Origin of the sequence: Marinobacter sp. GH_1, from assembly GCF_048595985.1 — a bacterium.
Lineage (GTDB): Bacteria > Pseudomonadota > Gammaproteobacteria > Pseudomonadales > Oleiphilaceae > Marinobacter > Marinobacter shengliensis.
This window is the reverse complement of record NZ_CP184460.1, coordinates 3,962,794-3,983,309: the sequence shown is the minus strand read 5'-3', so window position 1 is coordinate 3,983,309 and position 20,516 is coordinate 3,962,794. Positions and strand designations below refer to the sequence as shown.

The window sequence follows — 20,516 nt, the reverse complement described above, 5'->3', positions numbered from 1 at the left end:
TTAAACGCGGAACTGGCCGGCAACGCTCTGCAATCCATTACTGACGTCCTGGATCTTGCGGCTGACGTTGTCCAGCTCATCGGTGCTTTCCATCACCGCCTCGGCGTTGCGATGCATATCGCCCATGTGGCCGGTGACTTCGCTGAAGGTGGTGCTCTGCTCATAGGTGGCAGCAGCGATTTGTTCGTTCAGCTCGCTGATCTGCTGAACGTTTTCAAGGATCTTGCTCAGGACCTCGCCGGACTCAGTGGTGGCATCAACGCCCTCACGGGCCATTTCCACGCTGCCCTTCATGGAGGTAACGGCGTTACCTGACAACTTCGACAACTCGGAAATCACCTGCTGGATTTCTTCGGTTGCTTTGTGGGTGCGCACGGCCAGTCCCCGTACTTCGTCTGCCACCACGGCAAAACCTCGGCCGTGTTCGCCGGCGCGGGCAGCTTCGATGGCAGCATTCAGTGCCAGCAGGTTGGTTTGTTCAGCGACGGTTTGAATCGTTTCCAGCAGCCCGCCTACCTTCACGGAGAATTCGTCAAACTGGTTTACCAGGCCTGCAGTCTTTTCGATTTCTGCCATCAATTCCCGGATGGTGCTGATATTGCTGTTGACCTTTTGCTGACCGGCAGTGGCAAATTTTGCAGCGTCTTGAGTCTGGTCAGACGCGGACGAGGCAAAGCCCGCCACTTCTTCAACGCTCTTGACCAGTTCTTCAACGGAGTTTCGGGTTGAGGAGATGGCTTGGGCCTGCTGGCTGATGCGCCCCAGGTTGGTCCGGCTGGTGCCGGCCAGGTGCGAGGCAACACTGTTAAGTTCACCAATATCCTGCTGGATCGTTGCGAAAGACCCGTGAAGTTTCTCAACGAACTTGTTGAATTGGTTCACCAGTGCCCGGAGTTCGTCCTTGCCCTCGTAATGAATACGGGAGGTAAGGTCTCCTTCGCCTGAGGCCATGTTGCGCAGAGAGCTGATGATCTGGTTCAGGCTGCTTGAGATCGAGCGGCCAATAATCAGGCTCAGGGTGACCAGGGCAATCAATGCCACCACCAGAATGACCAGTGACACGGTGCCAGCCTCACTGGAGGCGGCCGTGGTGTTGTCAATGGCCTGGATCAGGCGTGCTTCCATGGTGCTGCGCATGGCGTTCAGGTCATTCCGCAGCTTTTCCAGACGATTGGCGTTGGCGGATGCCTCCTGGCCGATCCGGTTGAAATCGGCGGTGCCCTCAATAATGGCCGTGGCGATGCGCGTTGCGTTACCGTAATAGGTCTCGAGGTCTCTGCTCAGGCTGCTTGCCTGTTGGCTTAAGCCTGGGTTGAGCGCAGCGATCTTGCGGAGATTGGCTGCAATCTCATCTTTCAGATTACGGGTGGCGGCCAGTTGTTGGTCGTCGCCGGTGGTGACCGCGCTATTGACCTGATTTTCGATCAGCTGTAACCGCCCCTGATTAATGGTGGATAACTCAAGAGATGGATAGAGCTGGTCGCGCACCTCGGTCAAGCGCTCGGAGTTGTTGCGTTCGGTGATAATGGAAAACGTCTGGCTGACCACAAAGGCGGTAACGGCAACCACAACCAGCAGGGCCAGTTTGTGAGAAATTTTGAGTGATGAGAGCATGTTGTCAGTCCCTGTCGGTCAGTCCTAAGACTTTAGTCGGCCGGCATTCTAGGTTGTTTTTTGAACGCCTGACACAGAATTAATGTGTCAGTGTGTTAAAGGGTGTATCGGCTGAAACGCCACTCTCTTGAAGGTTACTCATTGAAATTTCAGGTGGTATACCCGTTTTTAGGTAGGATCTCAGGACAAAGGACGTAGTTGATCAGGCCTGATACAATGCCCTGTAAATTTAAACAGTGATGAAGTCTATCTCCATGGATGTCTCCCACATTATCGACCCCCTGAACGACGCCCAGCGCGAGGCCGTTACCGCCCAGAACGATCACCTGCTGGTGCTGGCCGGCGCGGGCAGTGGTAAAACCCGTGTACTGGTGCACCGGATTGCCTGGCTGATGACGGTAGACCGGGTACCGCCCACCGGTATCCTGGCGGTGACCTTTACCAACAAGGCCGCCAAGGAGATGCGCTACCGCATCGAAGAGATGATGAATATTCCGTCTCGGGGATTGTGGTTCGGCACCTTTCACGGCATTGCCCACCGCCTGTTGCGTTCCCACTGGAAAGACGCCGGCCTGCCGGAGAATTTTCAGGTGCTGGACAGCGACGACCAGCTGCGCATGATCAAGCGAGTGATGCGGGAGTTCCAGATTGATGAAAGCCAGTGGCCGCCCAAGCAGGCCCAGTGGTTCATCAACAGCCAGAAAGACGAAGGCCTGCGCGCGGATCACATCCAGGAAAACCCGGGCGACCACTTCACCAGCATCATGCTGAAGATCTACCGCCAGTATGAAAAGCTCTGCCAGCAGGGCGGCCTGGTGGATTTTGGCGAGCTGCTGCTGCGCTCCCACGAACTCTGGTTGCATCGGCCGGAATTGCTGAAGCATTACCAGCAGCGTTTCCAGCACATTCTGGTGGACGAGTTCCAGGACACCAACACCATTCAATACGCCTGGTTGCAGGTGCTGGCCAGTAACCGCGTTCCGCTGACCGTGGTGGGTGATGACGACCAGTCCATCTACGGCTGGCGTGGCGCCAAGATCGAGAACATACAGCAGTACCAGCGGGACTTTCCCAATGCCCGGCTGGTCAGACTGGAGCAGAACTACCGCTCCACCCAGATGATCCTGAAGGCCGCCAACTCGGTGATCGCCAACAACCAGGGCCGTTTGGGCAAGGAATTGTGGACCGACGGCCCGGATGGCGAGCCCATCAGCCTGTACGCCGCGTTCAACGAGCAGGATGAAGCCAACTACATCGCCGATTCCATCAATGCCTGGGTTAACGACGGCAATCTGCGCAGCGAATCCGCCATCCTGTATCGCTCCAATGCGCAATCCCGTGTGTTGGAAGAGGCGTTGATGCGCCAGGGCATTCCTTACCGGGTATACGGCGGCCTGCGCTTCTATGATCGCCAGGAAATCCGCAACGCCCTGGCATACCTGCGCCTGGTGCAGTACCACCGGGACGACGCCGCCTTTGAACGGGTAGTAAACATTCCCACTCGGGGCATCGGTGCCAAGAGCCTGGCGGAATTGCGGGAATACGCCACCGAGCAAGGCATTTCCCTGTGGGAATCCGCCGAGCGACTGTTGGCGGCGGGCCAGGTCAAAGGCCGGGCGAAAACCGGGTTGCAGTCGTTTATGGACATCATCAACGGCTTGTCTGAAATGGTCGGTGAGGCGTCATTGCAGGGCCTGATGAAACAGGCCATCGAAGCCAGTGGCCTGAAGGACTACCACGCCAGCGAGAAAGGTGAGAAGGGCCAGGCGAGGGTAGAGAACCTGGAAGAACTGGTGAACGCGCTGTCGGATTTTGAAGTGGAAGACGGTGTCGATCCGCTGGCGGAGTTCATCGCCCAGGCAGCACTGGATGCGGGCGAGGCCCAGGCCGATGCCCATGAAGACAGCGTGCAGTTGATGACTCTGCACTCGGCCAAGGGCCTGGAATTCCCGCTGGTGTTCCTGGCGGGTGTGGAGGAAGGTTTGTTCCCTCACAGCATGTCGCTGGAAGAGCCGGGGCGCATGGAAGAGGAGCGTCGGCTGGCCTATGTGGGCATTACCCGGGCGATGAAAAAGCTGGTGCTTACTTACGCGGAATCCCGCCGTTTGTACGGGCAGGAGAAGTTCCATGCGTTGTCGCGGTTTGTGCGGGAGATTCCGGCGGATTGCCTGCAGGAAGTGCGGTTGCGCAATACGGTGACGCGCCCGGCGATGGTGGGGCGTCCCAATGAAAGCATGTTCAGCCAGGATTCGGCCCAGCAGTCCGGTTTCAGCCTCGGCCAGCGCGTTCGTCATCCGAAGTTTGGTGAGGGCATCGTGATGAACTCCGAGGGGACGGGGCACCACACCCGCGTGCAGGTGAACTTTGATGAAGGGGCCAAGTGGCTGGTGTTGGCTTATGCTCCGTTGGAAGCCTGCTAGTTCAGGAGTGTCGCACAGGGTTGGGTAGGCCTTTCCAAAACACGCTCCTTCGGCACATCCATGTGACGCTTGGGCTCCGCCATCCATGGCTCCGCACAGTTTTGGAAAGGCCTACCCAACCCTGCGCCCCAAGCAATGTGTTGGCCGCCGTTACATCAGAACCGCGTAAATCACACCCGCCAACGCGATGCGGTAGAGAACGTAGGGCCACATGCCTACCTTGTTCAGCCACTTCAGGAAGAAATGGATGGCGGTGATGGCGGTGATGAACGACGTAACACCACCGACCAGAAAACCGCTCCAGTCGACAATCACATCCGATGAAGCCACATCCAGCAATTTAACCGCAGACGCCAGCGTGATAATTGGAATCGCGAGCAAAAACGAGAACCGGGACGCCGTCTCCCGGGACAGGCCCAGGAACAGGCCGGCAGTGATAGTGGCCCCGGAACGGGAAGTGCCGGGAATCAGGGCCAGCGCCTGGGCACAGCCGACCAGAACGGCGTCTTTCCAGGTCAGGGAGTCCATCGTGCGCCCCTTGTTGGGACGCCAGTCAGCCCAGCCCAACAGCAAGCCGAAAATCAGGGTGGTGAAGAACATCACCTCCACCGCCCGCAATTCGTTGTCGATCATGTCCAGCAGGGCCAGGCCAGCCAGACCCGCGGGGATGGTGCCGATTACCAGAAACCACGCCAGGTTGCCCTGGCCAATCATCCGTCGCTGGCTCAGGGAAAGCAGGCCGTCCCGGGTGATGCTGAACACGTCCCGGCGAAAGTAGATCACCACGGCCAGCAGCGTACCCACGTGGACGGACAAGTCGAAGCCAACGCCCTGGTCGGTCCAGTCAAAAAAGGCGGGTACAAGGATCAGGTGGCCGGAGCTGGAGATCGGGAGAAACTCGGTCAAGCCTTGGAGAAGGCCGAGGAATAATGCCTGAAAAAAATCCATGTTGTCCTGTCCGTCTGCTGGGAGAAGCCCCTCCCGGTTTACCAGCGGGCGATAGTATCAGGCGCGGGCGGGGCTGAACAGGCAGTTGAGATTACCCGCAGGACAGGCGTCGCGCGGGCAGGTTTCAGTTCGCTCAGGCAGGAAAGTGGCCTCGGGTCTTGTTGGCAATGCGCACCAGCATGAGCATCAGCGGTACTTCCACCAGCACACCAACCACCGTGGCCAGCGCTGCGCCGGACTGCAAGCCGAACAGCGCTATGGCGGCGGCCACCGCCAGTTCAAAGAAGTTGCTGGCACCGATCATGGCGCCGGGTGCAGCAATACAGTGGCGTACCTTCCACAATTTTGCCCAGCCGTAGGCAATAAAGAAGATCAGCACGGTCTGGATGATCAGCGGCACGGCAATCAGGGCAATGTGCAGCGGGTTTTCCAGAATAACCTCGCCCTGGAACGCGAACAGCAGTACCAGTGTGACGATCAGGGCCGCCGGCGTCACCGGGCCGAGGCGTTTCATGAACACCTCGTCGTACCAGCGCTGGCCGTGGCGTGCGATCAGGGTTCGGCGGGTCAGGTAGCCGGCGGTGAGCGGAATCACGATGTACAACACGACTGAGAGAATGACCGTATCCCAGGGCACCTGGATGTCAGAAATACCCAGCAGGAACACGACAATCGGCGCAAAGGCAAACAGCATGATGATGTCGTTCAAAGACACCTGCACCAGGGTGTAGGCGGCGTCACCACGGGTCAGGTAACTCCAGACAAACACCATGGCAGTGCACGGAGCAGCACCCAGCAGGATAGCGCCGGCCAGGTATTCGCTCGCCAGCTCGGGCGCAATGAAGGGCTCGAACACCACCATCAGGAAGAACCAGGCGATGGCAAACATGGTGAACGGCTTGATCAGCCAGTTTACCGTAGTGGTGATGGCCAGCCCCTTGGGCTCTTTGCGCACCCCGACAATGGCGCTGAAATCAATCTGGGCCATCATTGGGAAGATCATTGCCCAGATCAGGATAGCGATGGGGATGGATACCTGTGCGTATTCAAACCGGGACAGGGTTTCCGGCACGGAGGGCGCCAGTTGGCCCAGGGCTACGCCGACAACAATCGCCAGGGCTACCCAGACAGACAGGTAGCGCTCGAAAACACCCATGTCGCTGGATGAGGCTTCCGCGGCCAGTTCGTTACTGCTCATTGCACTTCCTTAAATGGAACGTTGGTTCACGCGCTTGGACAATTGTTCTGCACTTTCCCTGCGCTCGGAATAACGATCGGTCATGTAATCGCTGCGGTCCCGCACCAGCAGGGTGAACTTTACCAGCTCTTCCATGACATCCACGATGCGGTCGTAGTAGGACGACGGTTTCATTCGATCATGGTCATCGAATTCCATGAATGCTTTGGGCACCGAGGACTGATTCGGAATGGTCAGCATCCGCATCCACCGGCCCAGCACCCGTAATTGGTTTACCGCGTTGAACGACTGGGAGCCGCCGCACACCTGCATCACCGCCAGGGTTTTGCCCTGGGTAGGGCGCACAGCGCCCAGGGACAGGGGAATCCAGTCGACCTGGGTTTTCATGATGCCAGTCATGGCGCCGTGCCGCTCCGGAGAGCACCACACCATGCCTTCACTCCACTGCACCAGTTCCCGCAGTTCCTGAACCTTGGGGTGTGAGGCGTCTTCAGCGTCGGCCAGGGGAAGACCGCGCGGGTTGAAGATGCGGGTTTCCGCGCCCATGGCTTCCAGCAACCGGGCGGCCTCCTCCACCGTCAGGCGGCTGAACGAGCGTTCCCGCAGGGAGCCGTATAGCAGCAGGATTCGGGCTGGGTGGTCTGATGGAGTTGCCGAGAATACCCTGCCGGTTGTCGGTGTCTCGAACAGGTCGGCGTCAACGTTGGGGAGGTTTTGGAGTTTCATGATTCCGTTTTCGTCCTTTACGACATCATCTTGTCACACTATTATGCATAAAATTAGATATTCGTAAAAACGTATATTTGGGGATGTGGATATGAAGCGCCGAGTTCTGTTTATTTGTACCGCAAACAGTGCCCGTTCCATCATGGCAGAGGCCTTGCTGCGGCACATGGCCGGAGACCAGTTTGAAGTGGCCAGCGCCGGCACCCAGCCCACAGAGCCGCATCCGCTGGCGCTGCAGGTATTGTCCGAGGCCGGTATTGCCACCGAAGGGCTGTTTAGCAAACAGCTGGCTGAGCTGAAGGGCCAGTACTGGGACTACGTGATCACCCTGTGTGAAAAAGCTGCCCGGGAATGCACCGCCGCGTGCCAGGGTGCCCAGCAGATTGCCTGGGACTTTCCGGACCCGGCAGAGACCAATCGCCACGCCACCTTTGCCCTGACGTTGAAAGAACTGAAGGAGCGCCTTGGCCTTTTTACCCTGGTGCACCAGAAAGAAACCGGCCTGAAACCCGCTGACTACAGCCCGGTTGCGATCTTCAAGGCCATGGCCGACGACCTGCGCCTGGCCGCGCTGTTACTGATCAAGGATCAGGAAAAACTGTGCGTATGTGAGCTGACCGAAGCCTTCGAGGTGTCGCAACCAAAAGTCAGCCGCCACCTGGCGAGCCTGCGGGATGCCGGGCTTCTGGAAACCGAGCGTCGTGGCCAATGGGTCTATTATTACCTTAACCCCCGGCTACCGGCCTGGGTGGCGAGGGTTCTGGATGAGACCGCTCTGAGTAACGGGGCGTTGATCGAGCGCCCCCTGGCGCAATTGCAGGCCATGGCGGATCGCCCGGTTGTACAGTGCCCCTGATCACTTAATAAGTTTACGGATTGCGAAGGTCGCAAGGAGATCACGATGAGCGAGATCAAAGTAGGTATCAACGGATTTGGACGCATTGGCCGGCTGGCGCTGCGGGCTGCCTGGGGCTGGCCGGAACTGGAGTTCGTTGCCATCAATGACCCGGGAGCAGACGCGGCAAGCCTCGCGCACCTGCTGAATTTCGACAGTATCCACGGCCGCTGGAGCCATGAAGCCAGTGCCGATGGCGACGACATGGTGATTGAAGGACAGCGCCTGCGGGTTACCCGAAATCGGGCCATTTCGGACACCGACTGGTCGGGCTGTGATCTGGTGATTGAAGCCAGCGGCGTGAACAAGAAAGTCGAGGTTTTGCAGGCCTACCTGGACCAGGGGGTGAAGCGGGTGGTGGTCACCGCGCCGGTAAAGGAAGCGGGCGCCAAGAACATTGTGATGGGGGTGAACGAACACATCTTCGACCCGGCCACCGATCGGATTATCACCGCGGCCTCTTGCACCACCAACTGCCTGGCCCCGGTGGTTAAAGTGATCCATGAGAAACTGGGCATCAAGCACGGTTCCATCACCACCATTCACAGCCTGACCAACACCCAGACCATCATCGATGCGCCCCACAAGGATCTGCGCCGGGCCCGGGCCTGTGGCAGTTCACTGATTCCCACCAGTACCGGTTCCGCCACCGCGATTATCGAGATCTTTCCGGAGCTCAAGGGCCGGCTGGACGGCCACGCGGTGCGGATTCCGCTCACCAACGCATCACTGACCGACTGTGTTTTCGAAGTGGAAAAGCCCACAGACGTGGAGACGGTTAACAGGCTGCTGAAAGAAACCGCCGAGGGCGAGCTGAAAGACATCCTGGGCTATGAAGAGCGTCCATTGGTGTCCATCGATTACAAAACCGATCCCCGTTCATCCATCGTTGATGCGCTGTCCACGTTGGTTATCAACGGCACCCAGGTAAAGATCTACGCCTGGTACGACAACGAGTGGGGTTATGCCAACCGTACCGCCGAGCTGGCGCGCAAGGTGGGCCTGGCCTGATATGAATGCCGCCATTCGCCAGTACCTGGTCATCACCGGCAACTACTGGGCCTTCACCCTCACGGATGGAGCCCTGCGGATGCTGGTGGTACTGCATTTCCACCAGCTGGGTTACTCACCCCTGGAAATTGCCCTGCTGTTCATCTTCTACGAGTTCTTCGGGGTGGTAACCAACCTGGTGGGCGGTTATCTGGGGGCCCGTATGGGCCTGAACCGCACCATGAACATCGGGCTGTTCCTGCAGATTGTGGCCCTGGCCATGCTGGCGGTGCCGGCGGCCATGCTGACCGTGCCCTGGGTGATGGCGGCACAGGCGTTGTCCGGCATTGCCAAAGACCTGAACAAAATGTCCGCCAAGAGTGGCATCAAGTTGCTGGTGCCGGATGAGCAACAGGGCACCTTGTACAAGTGGGTGGCCATTCTCACCGGCTCCAAGAACACCCTTAAAGGGGTAGGTTTCTTCCTGGGTGGCGTGCTGCTAATGGCGGCCGGCTTTACAGGTGCCGTGGTGATCATGGCGGTGGCTCTGGGGCTGGTATGGCTGGCCAGCCTGTTCCTGCTCAAACAGGAGCTGGGCAAGAGCAAGGCCAAGCCCAAGTTCAGTGAAATACTGTCCAAGAGTCGGGCCATCAACGTGCTGTCTGCCGCGCGGATGTTCCTGTTTGGTGCCCGGGACGTGTGGTTTGTGGTGGCGTTGCCGGTGTACCTGCACACCGTATTTGGCTGGGACCACTGGAAAGTGGGCGGCTTTATGGCCAGCTGGATCATCGGCTATGGCTTTATCCAGACCATAGCCCCCAGGATTACCGGCAATATGGAAGGCAAGAAACCGGCGGTACTCTGGGCGGCGTTTCTGGCGCTTATTCCGGCAGCCATTGCCAGTGGCCTGATGGCGGGCTGGTCGCCACAGGTGGTCATTGTCGGGGGCTTGTTGCTGTTCGGCGTGCTGTTTGCCATCAACTCCTCCCTGCACAGCTACCTGATCGTCAGCTACGCCCGGGGCGATGGCGTCTCACTGGATGTGGGGTTCTATTACATGTCCAACGCTGCCGGCCGGTTGTTGGGTACCATCCTGTCCGGTTGGGTGTATCAGGTGTATGGGTTGGAGGCCTGTTTGTGGATTTCGGCGGGGCTGGTTGCTATGGCGGCTTCGCTATCAATGCTGCTGCCTGAGCGGCGACAGGTGATGGCCTGAGCGGGTACTAAAAACGTACCACCAGGCCAGCACTGGCTTCTACCTGCAGGTATCCGCTGCTGCGGAACTTGAGCTCACATCCCCCGGAGCAGAACACCGAGCCGCCCGAATCCAGGGCGGTGTAGACACCCCGCAGGTCCAGTCGCAGGCGCAATTGTTCACTCAGGAAAAACTGGTAGCCGCCGCCGAGCGACAGGGCGGCTCGGTGGTGGGTGTCGTAACTGGAATCGTCCGGTTCCAGCCGGGTAACGCCCAGCACGCCGGAGACAAACCCGCCATAGGTTTTACCGCCCGGAAAGTAGAGCCCGCCAAACTGCAGCTGGTAGATGGTCAGGTCGATGGAGCGGGTGCCCGGTGCGAACAACCCGTTGTCCAGCCTGGCCGAGGTGCTTTGCCGGCCAAAGTAGAGCTCGCCCTGTTTGCCGGCTTCCGGCAGGTCAAAGTTGACCACCAGCCCATGGCTGACGGAATCGCGAAAGCGGATCTGGTCATCGGTGCTGGCGCCGGCCGTCTCGATATCCACCGAGCCACCCATGCGATAACCGGCAAACGGTGACAAACCGATGTCTGCCGCTGCCGGTGATGAGGCCAGCGCCAGAGTGAGTGTGACAGCGGTGAGGGTTCGAATGTTCATGGGCGCCGATACTCTGCGGTGGGTTACTGGCAAGATGGTGTGCAATGGTGTAACCATTACAGATTCGGCAGACCCTGCCAATAGGGCTGAACAAACCGTGTAAAAGGGAGGTGTTATGTCTGAACCCCAAGTGGTTGTGATTACCGGTGCCAACCGTGGCATTGGCCTGGAACTGGCCCGGCATTACGCGCGGGAGGGCTGTGAGGTGATCGGCGTATGCCGGCAGTCCTCGGACGACCTGGCTACGGTTGCGAATCAGGTGATTGACGGGGTGGATGTCACCACCGATGCCGGTATTGACGCACTCAAAACCGGCCTTGCTGACAAGTCCATCAGCCTGCTGATCAACAACGCCGGGCTGTTGCAGGATGAGCAGCTGGGCAGTATCGATTTCGATTCCATCCGCACTCAGATGGAAATCAACGCCTACGCACCCCTCAGGGTCACCGAAGCCCTGGTGCCGCAAATCCGTGAAGGCGGCAAGATCGCCAACATCACCAGCCGCATGGGTTCCATTGCCGACAACGACTCCGGCGGCCGCTACGGCTATCGTGCCTCCAAGGCGGCCCTCAACGCTTTTGGCAAATCACTGGCCGTGGACCTGAAACCGCGGGGCATTGCGGTGGTTCAGTTGCATCCCGGTTATGTGAAGACCCGAATGGTGAATTTTGGTGGTTTGATCACTCCGGAAGAGTCCGCCAAAGGGCTGGCCGAGCGCATTGCCAACCTGAACCTGGAGAACTCCGGTTCGTTCTGGCACAGCAACGGTGAGGAGCTGCCCTGGTGAGCCGGTTTTGACGGGCCTGTTGCTGGATCAGGTCAGCGTTGGTGCCCTTACCGGGGTGTCACTGGCGGTACCCGCTGGCCGGGTAGTCTGTGTGTCCGGGCCATCCGGCAGTGGTAAAAGCCGGTTATTGCGGGCAGCGGCAGACCTGGAACCCCACGGTGGAGAGATTTCCCTGAATGGCACCAGCCAGGGCGCGGTGCCGGCCCATCAGTGGCGACGCCAGGTGGTGATGGTGCCGGCGGACAGTCAGTGGTGGTTTGACGAGGTGAGTGCCCACTTTCCCGAAGGGGCTGGCGAACGGCTGCCTGCCGCTTTGGGGTTCCCTGCGGACGTGATGGCCTGGTCGGTCAGCCGGCTGTCATCCGGTGAACGGCAGCGGCTGGCATTGTGGCGGGCATTGGCCCTTAAGCCACAGGCGCTGTTGCTGGATGAGCCGACGGCGAATCTTGATGGCGACAGCACCCTCAACATTGAAAACTGGCTGCTGGACGAGATTCAGCGCCAGCAGATTGCAACTTTATGGGTAGCCCACGACCCGGCCCAGATTCGCCGCGTGGCGGATGCCCACTATCGGATTCGCGGAACGGCACTGGAGCCCGAACATGGAAGTGATTGATCTGGCCTGGTGGAAGCTGGGGCTGGCGGCGCTGCTCATCCTGGCGTTGGCATTAACCAGTCATATGGCCCGGCTGGGTGTGTCCCGCAGTCTGTTGATTGCCACTGTCCGCACGGTTATCCAGCTGGCCCTGATCGGGCTGGTACTGGAAGCGCTCTTTGCCTCTTCGGCGTTCTACTGGATTGCCCTGCTGGCGCTGATCATGCTGTTGGTGGCTGGCCGGGAGGTGGTGGCGCGCCAGGGCCGGCGCCTTCGTGGCTGGTGGGCGTTTGGCATCGGTACCGGGGCCATGTTTGTGTCCTCTTTTACTGTGACGGTGCTTGCGCTGACGGTGGTGATAGGCCCCGACCCCTGGTATGCGCCCCAGTACGCCATTCCGTTGCTGGGAATGATGCTGGGCAACACCATGACCGGTGTCAGCCTGGCCCTGGATCGCCTGAATGACTCGGTGTGGCGCCAGCGGGCAGTGATCGAGAACCGGCTAATGTTGGGCCAGACCTGGCAGCAGGCGTTGGAGGATATCCGCCGGGACGCCATGCGCAGTGGCATGATGCCGTCCATCAACGCCATGGCTGCGGCCGGGATTGTCAGCCTGCCGGGCATGATGACCGGTCAGATTCTGGCGGGCAGCCCACCGGCGGTGGCGGTGAAATACCAGATTCTGGTGATGCTGATCATTACCGCCGGCACCGGTTTTGGAGCCGTCATGGCGGTGGGCTGGGGTGGTCGCCGGCTGTTCGATGAGCGGGAGCGGCTGCGGCTGGATCGTTTGATAGAACCCTGACCGGGCACCAAAGTAGCATGGGTACTCGAGCGGTTTTGGGGCTAGGCTTGGGCTTCACCCGCAATAAAGACAACAAGATGATCGGACTACTGCAACGTTATCCCCTGCCAGTGATTGTATTGGCACAACTGTTTGGCACGTCCCTCTGGTTCAGTATCAATGGGGTCTGGTTATCCCTGGCTGGTGAGCTGGGGCTGGCGGAATCGGATCTGGGGCGGCTTACCCTGTCGGTTCAGGCCGGATTTATTGTCGGTACGCTGACCCTGGCGGTTACCGGGCTGGCCGACCGTTTTGGCGCCAGTCGGATTTTTCTGGTCTCCAGCGTCCTGGGCGCCCTGGCCAATGCCGGTTTTGTCCTGGTTGCGGGGGTGTTTCCGGTGGATAGCCTGTTGCGGTTCGCCACTGGCCTGTGCCTGGCTGGTATCTACCCTCTGGGCATGAAGTTGGTCATTGCCTGGACGCCCAAGCACGCAGGCGCCGCTTTGGCGTGGTTGGTGGGCATGCTCACGCTGGGGACTGCGCTGCCTCATTTAATGCGGGGTGCAACCCTGGGCCTGCCGTGGGAGTGGCCGTTGCTGGCGGCGTCGGTTCTGGCGCTGGCGGGTGGATTGCTGGTGTTCCTGCTCGGTGATGGCCCGCACCTGCCCAAAGCCAATGGCGGGCTGCCCATCACTCAGGGCCTGGCAGCCCTGCGAATTCCCCGGTTCCGGGCGGTGGCCGGCGGTTACTTTGGCCACATGTGGGAGCTCTATGCGTTCTGGACCCTGGTGCCGTTACTGATTGCCCGGGAACTAAACCGACTGGGGCAGGGTGAGGCGCTGGTGCCCTGGCTATCGTTCGTGGTGATCGGTATCGGCGCGGCCGGTTGCATTGGCGGTGGCCGGCTTAGTCGGACCCGGGGTAGTGAGTGGGTGGCGCGGCGGGCGCTGATGGTCTCCGGGGCGCTGTGCCTGCTGTACCCCTGGTTGCACGGCCTGTCGCCAATACTGCTGATCGCTTTACTGATGATCTGGGGCATTGCCGTGGTGGCGGATTCGCCCCAGTTCTCGGCTCTGGCGGCGGCTACCGCACCGAAAGAAACGGTCGGTTCCTCACTGGCGGTGATGAATGCCGTCGGGTTTGGTCTGACGCTGCCCGCTATCTGGATCACCAGCGGGCTCTGGAGCCCCTGGGGGGTGTGGGTGGCGTTGCTGTTGCTGCCGGGGCCGGTATTCGGATTGCTATCGCTGGGCCGAGGCAAGGCGCCAGCCTGATACAATAGCCCGATTCAGCCGCCCCATCTGTTACGGATCGCCATGACCCCGCGAATTCTTCTGTTGTCCGCCTACGACGCCGCCAGCCACCAGCGCTGGCGGAACCAGCTGGTGGCGATGTGTCCCGACTATCACTGGCAGACCCTGACGCTTCCTCCCCGGTTCTTCCAGTGGCGCATTCGCGGTAACCCGGTAAGCTGGCTGGCCGAGCCATGCCTGTCACAACCCTGGGACCTGATAGTCGCCACGTCCATGGTGGATCTGGCCACCCTGCGGGGTCTGCATCCCCAGCTGGCAACCACTCCGTGCCTGCTCTACATGCATGAAAACCAGTTTGCCTTTCCGGTGAGCGAACAGCAGCAGGGTCGGCTGGAGCCGCAGATGGTGAATCTATACAGCGCGCTGGCGGCGGACGCGGTAGCGTTCAACAGCGCCTGGAACCGTGACAGTTTCTTGCGGGGCGTTGACGCCTTACTGAACAAAATGCCCGATGCGGTGCCGCCGGGGGTGGTGCAGGCATTAACAGAGAAATCCCGGGTGCTGCCGGTGCCGATTGAAGACCGCCTGTTTGTCGACCAGGGGCGCGCCTTGAACTGGCGGTGCCCACACCTGCTCTGGAACCATCGCTGGGAATACGATAAGGGGCCGGATCGCTTGCTGACGTTTTTGCAGACGCTGGCGGGCCGGTCCATGCCCTTTCGTTTGAGTGTGGTGGGTGAGGGCTTCCGCCGTTACCCGGAGGCATTTGACCGGATCCACCATCAATTTGCTGGTTACATCGAGCACTGGGGTTATATGGACAGTCGCGATGAGTACGACCGGTTGCTGCGCGAGGCAGACGTTGTTTTGTCCACAGCTTTGCACGACTTCCAGGGCCTGGCGGTGCTGGAAGCCATGGCGTCGGGCTGTGTGGCCCTGGTGCCGGACCGGCTGGCGTACCGGGAGTATGTGCCCGAGCCTTGCCGTTACCGGAGTGATGAATCGAGCCCAGAAGCGGAAGCCATGGCTGGGGTTAACTGCCTGGAACAGATCATGGTGGATAAACCCGCTTCTACTTCCCCTGATGCCTGGCGGGCGTCTCGGTTGGCGGGGCGTTACCAGGCCCTGCTGGATGACCTGATTGCTGGCCGTTAGGTTGGTCTGGCGCCAACTTGCGGGCCTCACAGGCCCTGCCTAGACTGGATATTATCCCGCCGTTTCAACAAGGATGGTATCCATGGAGTTCCGCACCCTCGACGGCAACGAAGCCGTTGCCTCAGTGGCCTATCGGTTGAGTGAAACCATCGCCATCTATCCGATTACTCCGGCCTCTGTCATGGGGGAGCATGCCGACGACTGGGCGGCCCTGGGCAAAACAAACGTTTGGGGCCAGGTACCGGGTGTGGTGGAAATGCAGTCCGAAGCCGGCGCGGCCGGCGCCATGCACGGCGCCTTACAGGCGGGCTCACTGGTGACTACGTTCACTGCCTCCCAGGGCCTGCTGCTGATGCTGCCCAACCTGTACAAGATTGCCGGCGAGCTGACGCCGTTTTGCATGCACGTGGCCGCCCGCAGCCTGGCCACCCACGCCTTGTCGATCTTCTGTGACCACTCTGATGTCATGAGTGCCCGGGGCACCGGCTTCGCCCTGCTGGCCTCCGGCTCAGTACAGGAAGCCCAGGACATGGCCGCGATTGGTCACGCAGTCACGCTGGAAAGCCGGGTGCCGGTGATGCACTTTTTCGACGGCTTTCGTACCTCCCATGAAATCGCCAAGATTGTTCCGCTCAGCGACGATGAACTGAAAGCATTGGTGCCTTATCAGGGCATCGAAGCTCATCGTAACCGCCGGATGACGCCAGACCACCCGGTGCTGCGGGGCACCTCCCAGAATCCCGACGCTTTTTTCCAGTCCCGGGAAGCGGCTAACCCGTTTTATCAAGCCTTCCCGGACCATCTGGAAGCGGTGATGTCCCGCTTTGCCAACGTCACCGGTCGGCAGTACAAGCTGTTCGATTATGTCGGGCATCCGCAAGCCGAGCGGGTGCTGATCCTGATGGGTTCCGGGGCGGAATGTGCCCATGAAACCGTGGAATGGCTGATGGCAAAAGGTGAAAAAGTGGGTGTGCTCAAAGTGCGCCTGTTCCGGCCGTTCGCCACCGAGCGCTTCCTGCAGGCGCTGCCGGATACCGTGCAACATCTGGCCGTGCTGGACCGCACCAAGGAACCCGGCGCCCAGGGTGAACCCTTGCTGCTGGAAGTCAGTGGCGCGCTAATGGAAGCGTTCAGCCGGGGTGAGCGTCCCAATCTGCCCCGGGTGATCGGCGGGCGTTATGGCTTGTCCTCCCGGGAGTTCACCCCGGCCATGGTCTGCGCGGTGTTTGAGCAACTGCAGGAGCCGGCACCAAAAACCCGCTTTACCGTGGGAGTGCGGGATGACGTTACCCATTTGTCGCTGGAGGTGGACAGCGAGCTGGATATCGAATCACCAGACACCCGGCGGGCGCTGTTTTTTGGCCTTGGTGCCGATGGCACGGTCAGCAGCAACAAGGCCAGCATCAAGATTCTGGGCGAGGGCACCGATCTGTTCGCCCAGGGGCACTTTGTTTACGATTCCAAGAAATCCGGTGCCACCACCGTCTCCCATCTGCGCTTCGGGCCGCATCCCATTCGTTCCAGTTACCAGATTAGTCAGGCCCAGTTTGTGGCGGTGCACGCGCCGCAGTTTCTGGAGAAGTTTGATGTGCTGGAACACGCTGCGCCAGGGGCGACGGTGCTCTTGAATGTGCCCTGGCCAGCAGAGCAGGCCTGGGACCAATTGTCGGTGGAAGCCCAGCGGGTGCTGGTGGAGCGCAAAGCCAGATTGTTCGTGATCGACGCCGCCAGCGTGGCCGAACAGGCCGGGCTGGACCGGCGAATCAACACGGTGATGCAGGTGTGCTTCTTTGCCCTGGCCGATATCCTGCCCCGTGACGAGGCCATTGCCCATATCAAGGAATCCATTCGCCATACCTGGGGCCGGCGCGGGCCGGAGGTGGTGCGGCGCAATGTGGAGGCGGTGGATTCCGCCCTGGATAACCTGCATGAAGTGCCGGTGCCCGGTTCAGTAACCGCCACCCGGACCCGGCCCCCGAGAGTGCCGGAGGATGCCCCGGACTTCGTGCAGAAAGTTACTCGGCTGCTGATGGATGGCCAGGGTGATAAACTGCCGGTCAGCGCCTTCCCGGTGGATGGCACCTGGCCCACTGGCACCAGCCAGTACGAGAAGCGCGCCATTGCCCAGGAGATTCCGATCTGGGAATCGGACCTGTGCGTGCAGTGTAATTTCTGCACCATGATTTGCCCGCATACCGCCATTATCAGCAAGGTATTCGAGCCGGACAGTGCTAAAGATGCTCCCGATAGCTTCCTTGCGGTGCCGGAAACCCACACGCCGGAGCTGGAAGGGCTGGACTACCGGGTTCAGGTGGCGCCGGAAGACTGCACTGGCTGCGGCTTGTGTGTGGAAGTGTGCCCGGCGAAGAATCGCACCCAGCCCAAGCGCAAGGCCATCAATATGCGCCCTGTTGAGGAGCATTTGGAAGTTGAGGCCACGAATCTGGCGTTTCTGCGCAACCTGCCGGATGTGCCCCGAGACCGAATTCCCCGGGACTTCAAATCCTTACCGCTGCTGATTCCCCTGTTCGAATATTCGGGGGCCTGTGCCGGCTGCGGTGAAACCCCTTACATCCGATTGCTCACCCAGTTGCTGGGTGACCGGCTGATGATTGCTAATGCCACCGGCTGCTCCTCCATCTATGGCGGCAACCTGCCGACCACCCCTTACACGGTGAATGCCGATGGCCGGGGACCCACCTGGAACAATTCGCTGTTCGAGGACGCCGCAGAGCTGGGCCTGGGTATGCGTATGGGCCTGGGCAAACTGGCTGGCCGGGCCAGGCAGTTGCTGGAAGATATGAAAGCGCAGCTCCCTGTTGAACTCTACCAGGCCCTGACCAGCCCCTGTGTCACTCTCGACGAGAGCGCCATGGCGGCCCGGCGCGCAGCCGTCGTCCAACTGCGTAACTGGCTCGAAAGCCAACAAGGCTCAGAAGCGCAGGAGCTGGATAACCTGGCGGATGAACTTTGTCCCAAGAGCGTCTGGGTGATTGGTGGCGACGGCTGGGCCTACGACATCGGCTACGGCGGGCTGGACCATGCGCTGGCTTCGGGCCAGAACATCAAGCTGCTGGTACTGGATACCGAAGTCTATTCCAACACCGGTGGCCAGCAATCCAAGGCCACGCCCATGGGGGCGGTGGCCAAGTTTGCGGCGGCGGGCAAGGAAACCCGCAAGAAAGACCTGGGGCTGCTGGCCATGAGTTATGGCCATGTTTACGTGGCCCAGATTGCCATTCAGTCCCACAGCAATCAGGCCACCAAGGCCCTGCAGGAGGCCGAAAGCTTTGACGGCCCGGCGTTGATCATCGCCCACAGCCCCTGTATTGCCCACGGCTACGACCTGGTGCACTCCCCGGCTCAGCAGAAGCGGGCGGTGGACAGCTGGGCCTGGCCACTGTACCGCTTTGATCCAAGGCGGATTGAGGAAGGCCTGCCGCCATTGCAGCTGGATTCCGTGCGCCAGAAGGTGCCGATGAAAGCCTATATGCAGGAAGAGGCTCGTTTCCGCATGCTGGAACTGCGGGACCCTCAGCGCTACGAGTTGCTGGTGGCCAATGCCAGCGATGCCGCGAAAGAACAGCGGGAGCTGTATATGCAGCTGGCCGGTATTCATTTTGAACCCCATGATCCCGTGAATGAAAAAACCGCCGGGGATGGAGAGCGCCATGACTGACCTGATAACCCGCTGGCTGGGCCTGGAGTTGAAGTCGCCCCTGGTGCTGGGCGCCAGCCCGCTGACCGATGAGCTGGATACCCTCAAGGCCTGCGTGCAGGCCGGCGCCGGTGCGGTGGTGATGCACTCGCTGTTTGAAGAGCAGCTGGTGGCGGAGCAGATGGCCGCGCACAAGTTTATCGATTCCCGAATCAACATGGATGCTGAGGCTCGCTCGTTTTTCCCGGAATCCGAGATCTTCGAGATGGGCTCCGGCAGTTACCTGCAACGGCTGCAACAGTTGAAAACGGAGCTGGGGGTGCCGGTGATTGCCTCCCTCAACGGTATTTCCCCCGGCGGCTGGACTCAGCACGCCAGGGAATTGGAGCAGGCCGGGGCCGATGCCATCGAGCTCAACCTGTACGACCTGGCCACCGATGCCGGCGATACCGCCGATACCCTGGAACAGCGCCAGCTGGCGGTGATTCGTTCGGTCGTAGAGCAGGTGTCGGTGCCGGTCAGCGTTAAACTCTCGCCTTTCTACTCGGCATTGCCGGCGTTTGTGGCGGGCGTTGAGGCGGCAGGGGCCAGGGGGCTGGTGCTCTTCAACCGGTTCTATCAGCCGGATATCGACCTGGAACAACTGGCGTTGAGTCGCGAGGTGGTTCTTTCGACCAGTGCTGAGCTGCCACTGCGTCTGCACGCCATGGCCAGGCTGTATAACCGCACCGGCCTGGACATGGCAGCGTCTGGGGGCGTTCACACGGGCGACGATGCCGCCAAAGCGATCCTCTCTGGTGCCACGGTGGTACAGCTGGTTTCGACGGTTCTGCAACACGGCCCTGCCGCCTTCGAGAGGCTGGGGGGTGAACTCACCACGCGCCTGGCCAGCATAGGCTATCAATCCCTGCAGGAGGCCCGTGGCGCCTTGTCACTGGATAATGTGCCGGATGCCGGCACCTGGGAGCGATTGAACTATGCCCGGCTGCTGCACGGATGGCAGTCGTCCTTATAGGGAGCCAGGGCCGGGATGCACACCGGCCCTGAGCCATCAGCAGAACATCAGTGGCTCTGGTCCGGTACTTCCCGGATGCGGCCATGCTCATCAATGGCCACGTACACGAACAGGCCTTCGGTCACCTTGCGCGGGTTTTTAGAGGCGCGGTCGAGGGTCCACACCTCCACATTGATTTTCATGGAGCTGCGGCCGATATCCACCAGCTCGCAGTAACAGCCCACCTGGGAACCCACCCGCAATGGCGAGAGAAATTCCATCCGGTCCATGGCCACGGTGGCATTGCGGCCCTGTGAAATACGCCCGGCCATGGTGGCGGCGGCTATGTCCATCTGCTTGACCAGCCATCCGGCGAACACATCGCCGTTGGGGTTGGTGTCTGAGGGCAGGGGTACCACCTGCAGGGTGAGTTCCCCGCGGGGTTTGGGTTTGTCGTCATCGTATGCAGTCATGGGAGTCGCCTGTAGATACTTATGAGTTGTTTTCCCTGCATGGTAACGGGCTGGCGGTGTGCTGCAAGAAAATTTGAACAATGACGTCTATATTTCAAATGCTGTAACAAAGTTGTCACAGACACTCCTTAGGATGCACTCATCGGTAAAGCAGATCCATACACAACGTCCACCGA

Annotated in this window: 17 protein-coding genes; 11 read left to right on the top strand and 6 right to left on the bottom strand. The window is 60.2% G+C overall.

The window, feature by feature from the left end; genetic code table 11:
• Positions 1-1,614 carry a methyl-accepting chemotaxis protein gene (locus ACNSOI_RS18195; protein WP_420194722.1) on the bottom strand — a complete coding sequence of 538 codons (1,614 nt, stop codon included), beginning with the start codon at positions 1,612-1,614 and terminating at the stop codon, positions 1-3.
• 254 nt (positions 1,615-1,868) lie between these two features.
• Here ACNSOI_RS18195 and uvrD point away from each other — a divergent pair, with 254 nt between their 5' ends.
• Entirely contained in the window at positions 1,869-4,034 is a 2,166-nt protein-coding gene (gene uvrD, locus ACNSOI_RS18190) for a DNA helicase II (protein ID WP_420194721.1), read from the top strand.
• Positions 4,035-4,184: 150 nt separating this feature from the next.
• Here the strand turns inward: uvrD and ACNSOI_RS18185 are convergent, their stop codons facing one another.
• The 3 genes from ACNSOI_RS18185 to arsH all read right to left on the bottom strand — a co-directional run bounded on the left by ACNSOI_RS18185 (position 4,185) and on the right by arsH (position 6,906).
• Positions 4,185-4,982 carry an undecaprenyl-diphosphate phosphatase gene (locus tag ACNSOI_RS18185; RefSeq protein ID WP_058091572.1) on the bottom strand — a complete coding sequence of 266 codons (798 nt, stop codon included), beginning with the start codon at positions 4,980-4,982 and terminating at the stop codon, positions 4,185-4,187.
• A 133-nt stretch (positions 4,983-5,115) separates the two neighbouring features.
• A complete protein-coding gene (gene arsB / locus ACNSOI_RS18180; RefSeq protein ID WP_138435961.1) occupies positions 5,116-6,180 on the bottom strand; it encodes an ACR3 family arsenite efflux transporter in 1,065 nt (354 codons plus the stop codon).
• Positions 6,181-6,189: 9 nt separating this feature from the next.
• On the bottom strand, positions 6,190-6,906 hold the full coding sequence (gene arsH, locus ACNSOI_RS18175) for an arsenical resistance protein ArsH (RefSeq protein WP_286252298.1): 717 nt from the start codon (positions 6,904-6,906) through the stop codon (positions 6,190-6,192).
• Positions 6,907-6,997: 91 nt separating this feature from the next.
• Here arsH and ACNSOI_RS18170 point away from each other — a divergent pair, with 91 nt between their 5' ends.
• From ACNSOI_RS18170 to arsJ, 3 genes are read left to right on the top strand one after another with little or no spacing between them, the layout of a single operon-like run.
• On the top strand, positions 6,998-7,762 hold the full coding sequence (locus ACNSOI_RS18170; protein ID WP_106694021.1) for a metalloregulator ArsR/SmtB family transcription factor: 765 nt from the start codon (positions 6,998-7,000) through the stop codon (positions 7,760-7,762).
• Between the two features lie 45 nt (positions 7,763-7,807).
• Positions 7,808-8,812 carry an ArsJ-associated glyceraldehyde-3-phosphate dehydrogenase gene (locus ACNSOI_RS18165; RefSeq protein ID WP_420194720.1) on the top strand — a complete coding sequence of 335 codons (1,005 nt, stop codon included), beginning with the start codon at positions 7,808-7,810 and terminating at the stop codon, positions 8,810-8,812.
• Between the two features lies 1 nt (position 8,813).
• Positions 8,814-10,007, top strand: a complete 1,194-nt coding sequence (arsJ, locus tag ACNSOI_RS18160; protein WP_106694019.1) for an organoarsenical effux MFS transporter ArsJ — start codon at positions 8,814-8,816, stop codon at positions 10,005-10,007.
• Positions 10,008-10,014: 7 nt separating this feature from the next.
• On the opposite strand, the gene ACNSOI_RS18155 is transcribed toward arsJ, so the two are convergent.
• Positions 10,015-10,641 (bottom strand): outer membrane beta-barrel protein, encoded by a 627-nt coding sequence (locus ACNSOI_RS18155; protein ID WP_058091567.1) that lies wholly within the window; start codon positions 10,639-10,641, stop codon positions 10,015-10,017.
• A gap of 115 nt (positions 10,642-10,756) precedes the next feature.
• On the opposite strand from ACNSOI_RS18155, the gene ACNSOI_RS18150 reads away from it, so the two are divergent.
• The 7 genes from ACNSOI_RS18150 (at position 10,757) to ACNSOI_RS18120 (ending at position 19,888) form a co-directional block, all read left to right on the top strand.
• Entirely contained in the window at positions 10,757-11,428 is a 672-nt protein-coding gene (locus ACNSOI_RS18150; protein ID WP_420194719.1) for an SDR family oxidoreductase, read from the top strand.
• A gap of 7 nt (positions 11,429-11,435) precedes the next feature.
• Positions 11,436-12,044: an ABC transporter ATP-binding protein gene (locus tag ACNSOI_RS18145; protein ID WP_319635809.1), complete on the top strand. Its 609-nt coding sequence runs from the start codon at positions 11,436-11,438 to the stop codon at positions 12,042-12,044.
• On the top strand, positions 12,031-12,828 hold the full coding sequence (locus ACNSOI_RS18140; RefSeq protein ID WP_061330877.1) for an ABC transporter permease: 798 nt from the start codon (positions 12,031-12,033) through the stop codon (positions 12,826-12,828). Before ACNSOI_RS18145 ends, ACNSOI_RS18140 begins: the two co-directional genes overlap by 14 nt.
• A 77-nt stretch (positions 12,829-12,905) precedes the next feature.
• The gene (locus ACNSOI_RS18135; protein ID WP_420194718.1) at positions 12,906-14,081 is read left to right on the top strand and encodes an MFS transporter; all 1,176 of its coding nucleotides are present in this window, start codon (positions 12,906-12,908) and stop codon (positions 14,079-14,081) included.
• A 42-nt stretch (positions 14,082-14,123) separates the two neighbouring features.
• On the top strand, positions 14,124-15,215 hold the full coding sequence (locus ACNSOI_RS18130) for a tRNA-queuosine alpha-mannosyltransferase domain-containing protein (protein WP_420194717.1): 1,092 nt from the start codon (positions 14,124-14,126) through the stop codon (positions 15,213-15,215).
• An 82-nt stretch (positions 15,216-15,297) separates the two neighbouring features.
• On the top strand, positions 15,298-18,894 hold the full coding sequence (gene nifJ / locus ACNSOI_RS18125; protein WP_420194716.1) for a pyruvate:ferredoxin (flavodoxin) oxidoreductase: 3,597 nt from the start codon (positions 15,298-15,300) through the stop codon (positions 18,892-18,894).
• On the top strand, positions 18,887-19,888 hold the full coding sequence (locus ACNSOI_RS18120) for a dihydroorotate dehydrogenase-like protein (protein ID WP_420194715.1): 1,002 nt from the start codon (positions 18,887-18,889) through the stop codon (positions 19,886-19,888). Before nifJ ends, ACNSOI_RS18120 begins: the two co-directional genes overlap by 8 nt.
• Before the next feature lie 47 nt (positions 19,889-19,935).
• Here the strand turns inward: ACNSOI_RS18120 and ACNSOI_RS18115 are convergent, their stop codons facing one another.
• Positions 19,936-20,340 carry an acyl-CoA thioesterase gene (locus ACNSOI_RS18115; protein ID WP_106694013.1) on the bottom strand — a complete coding sequence of 135 codons (405 nt, stop codon included), beginning with the start codon at positions 20,338-20,340 and terminating at the stop codon, positions 19,936-19,938.
• Positions 20,341-20,516 lie beyond the last annotated feature (176 nt).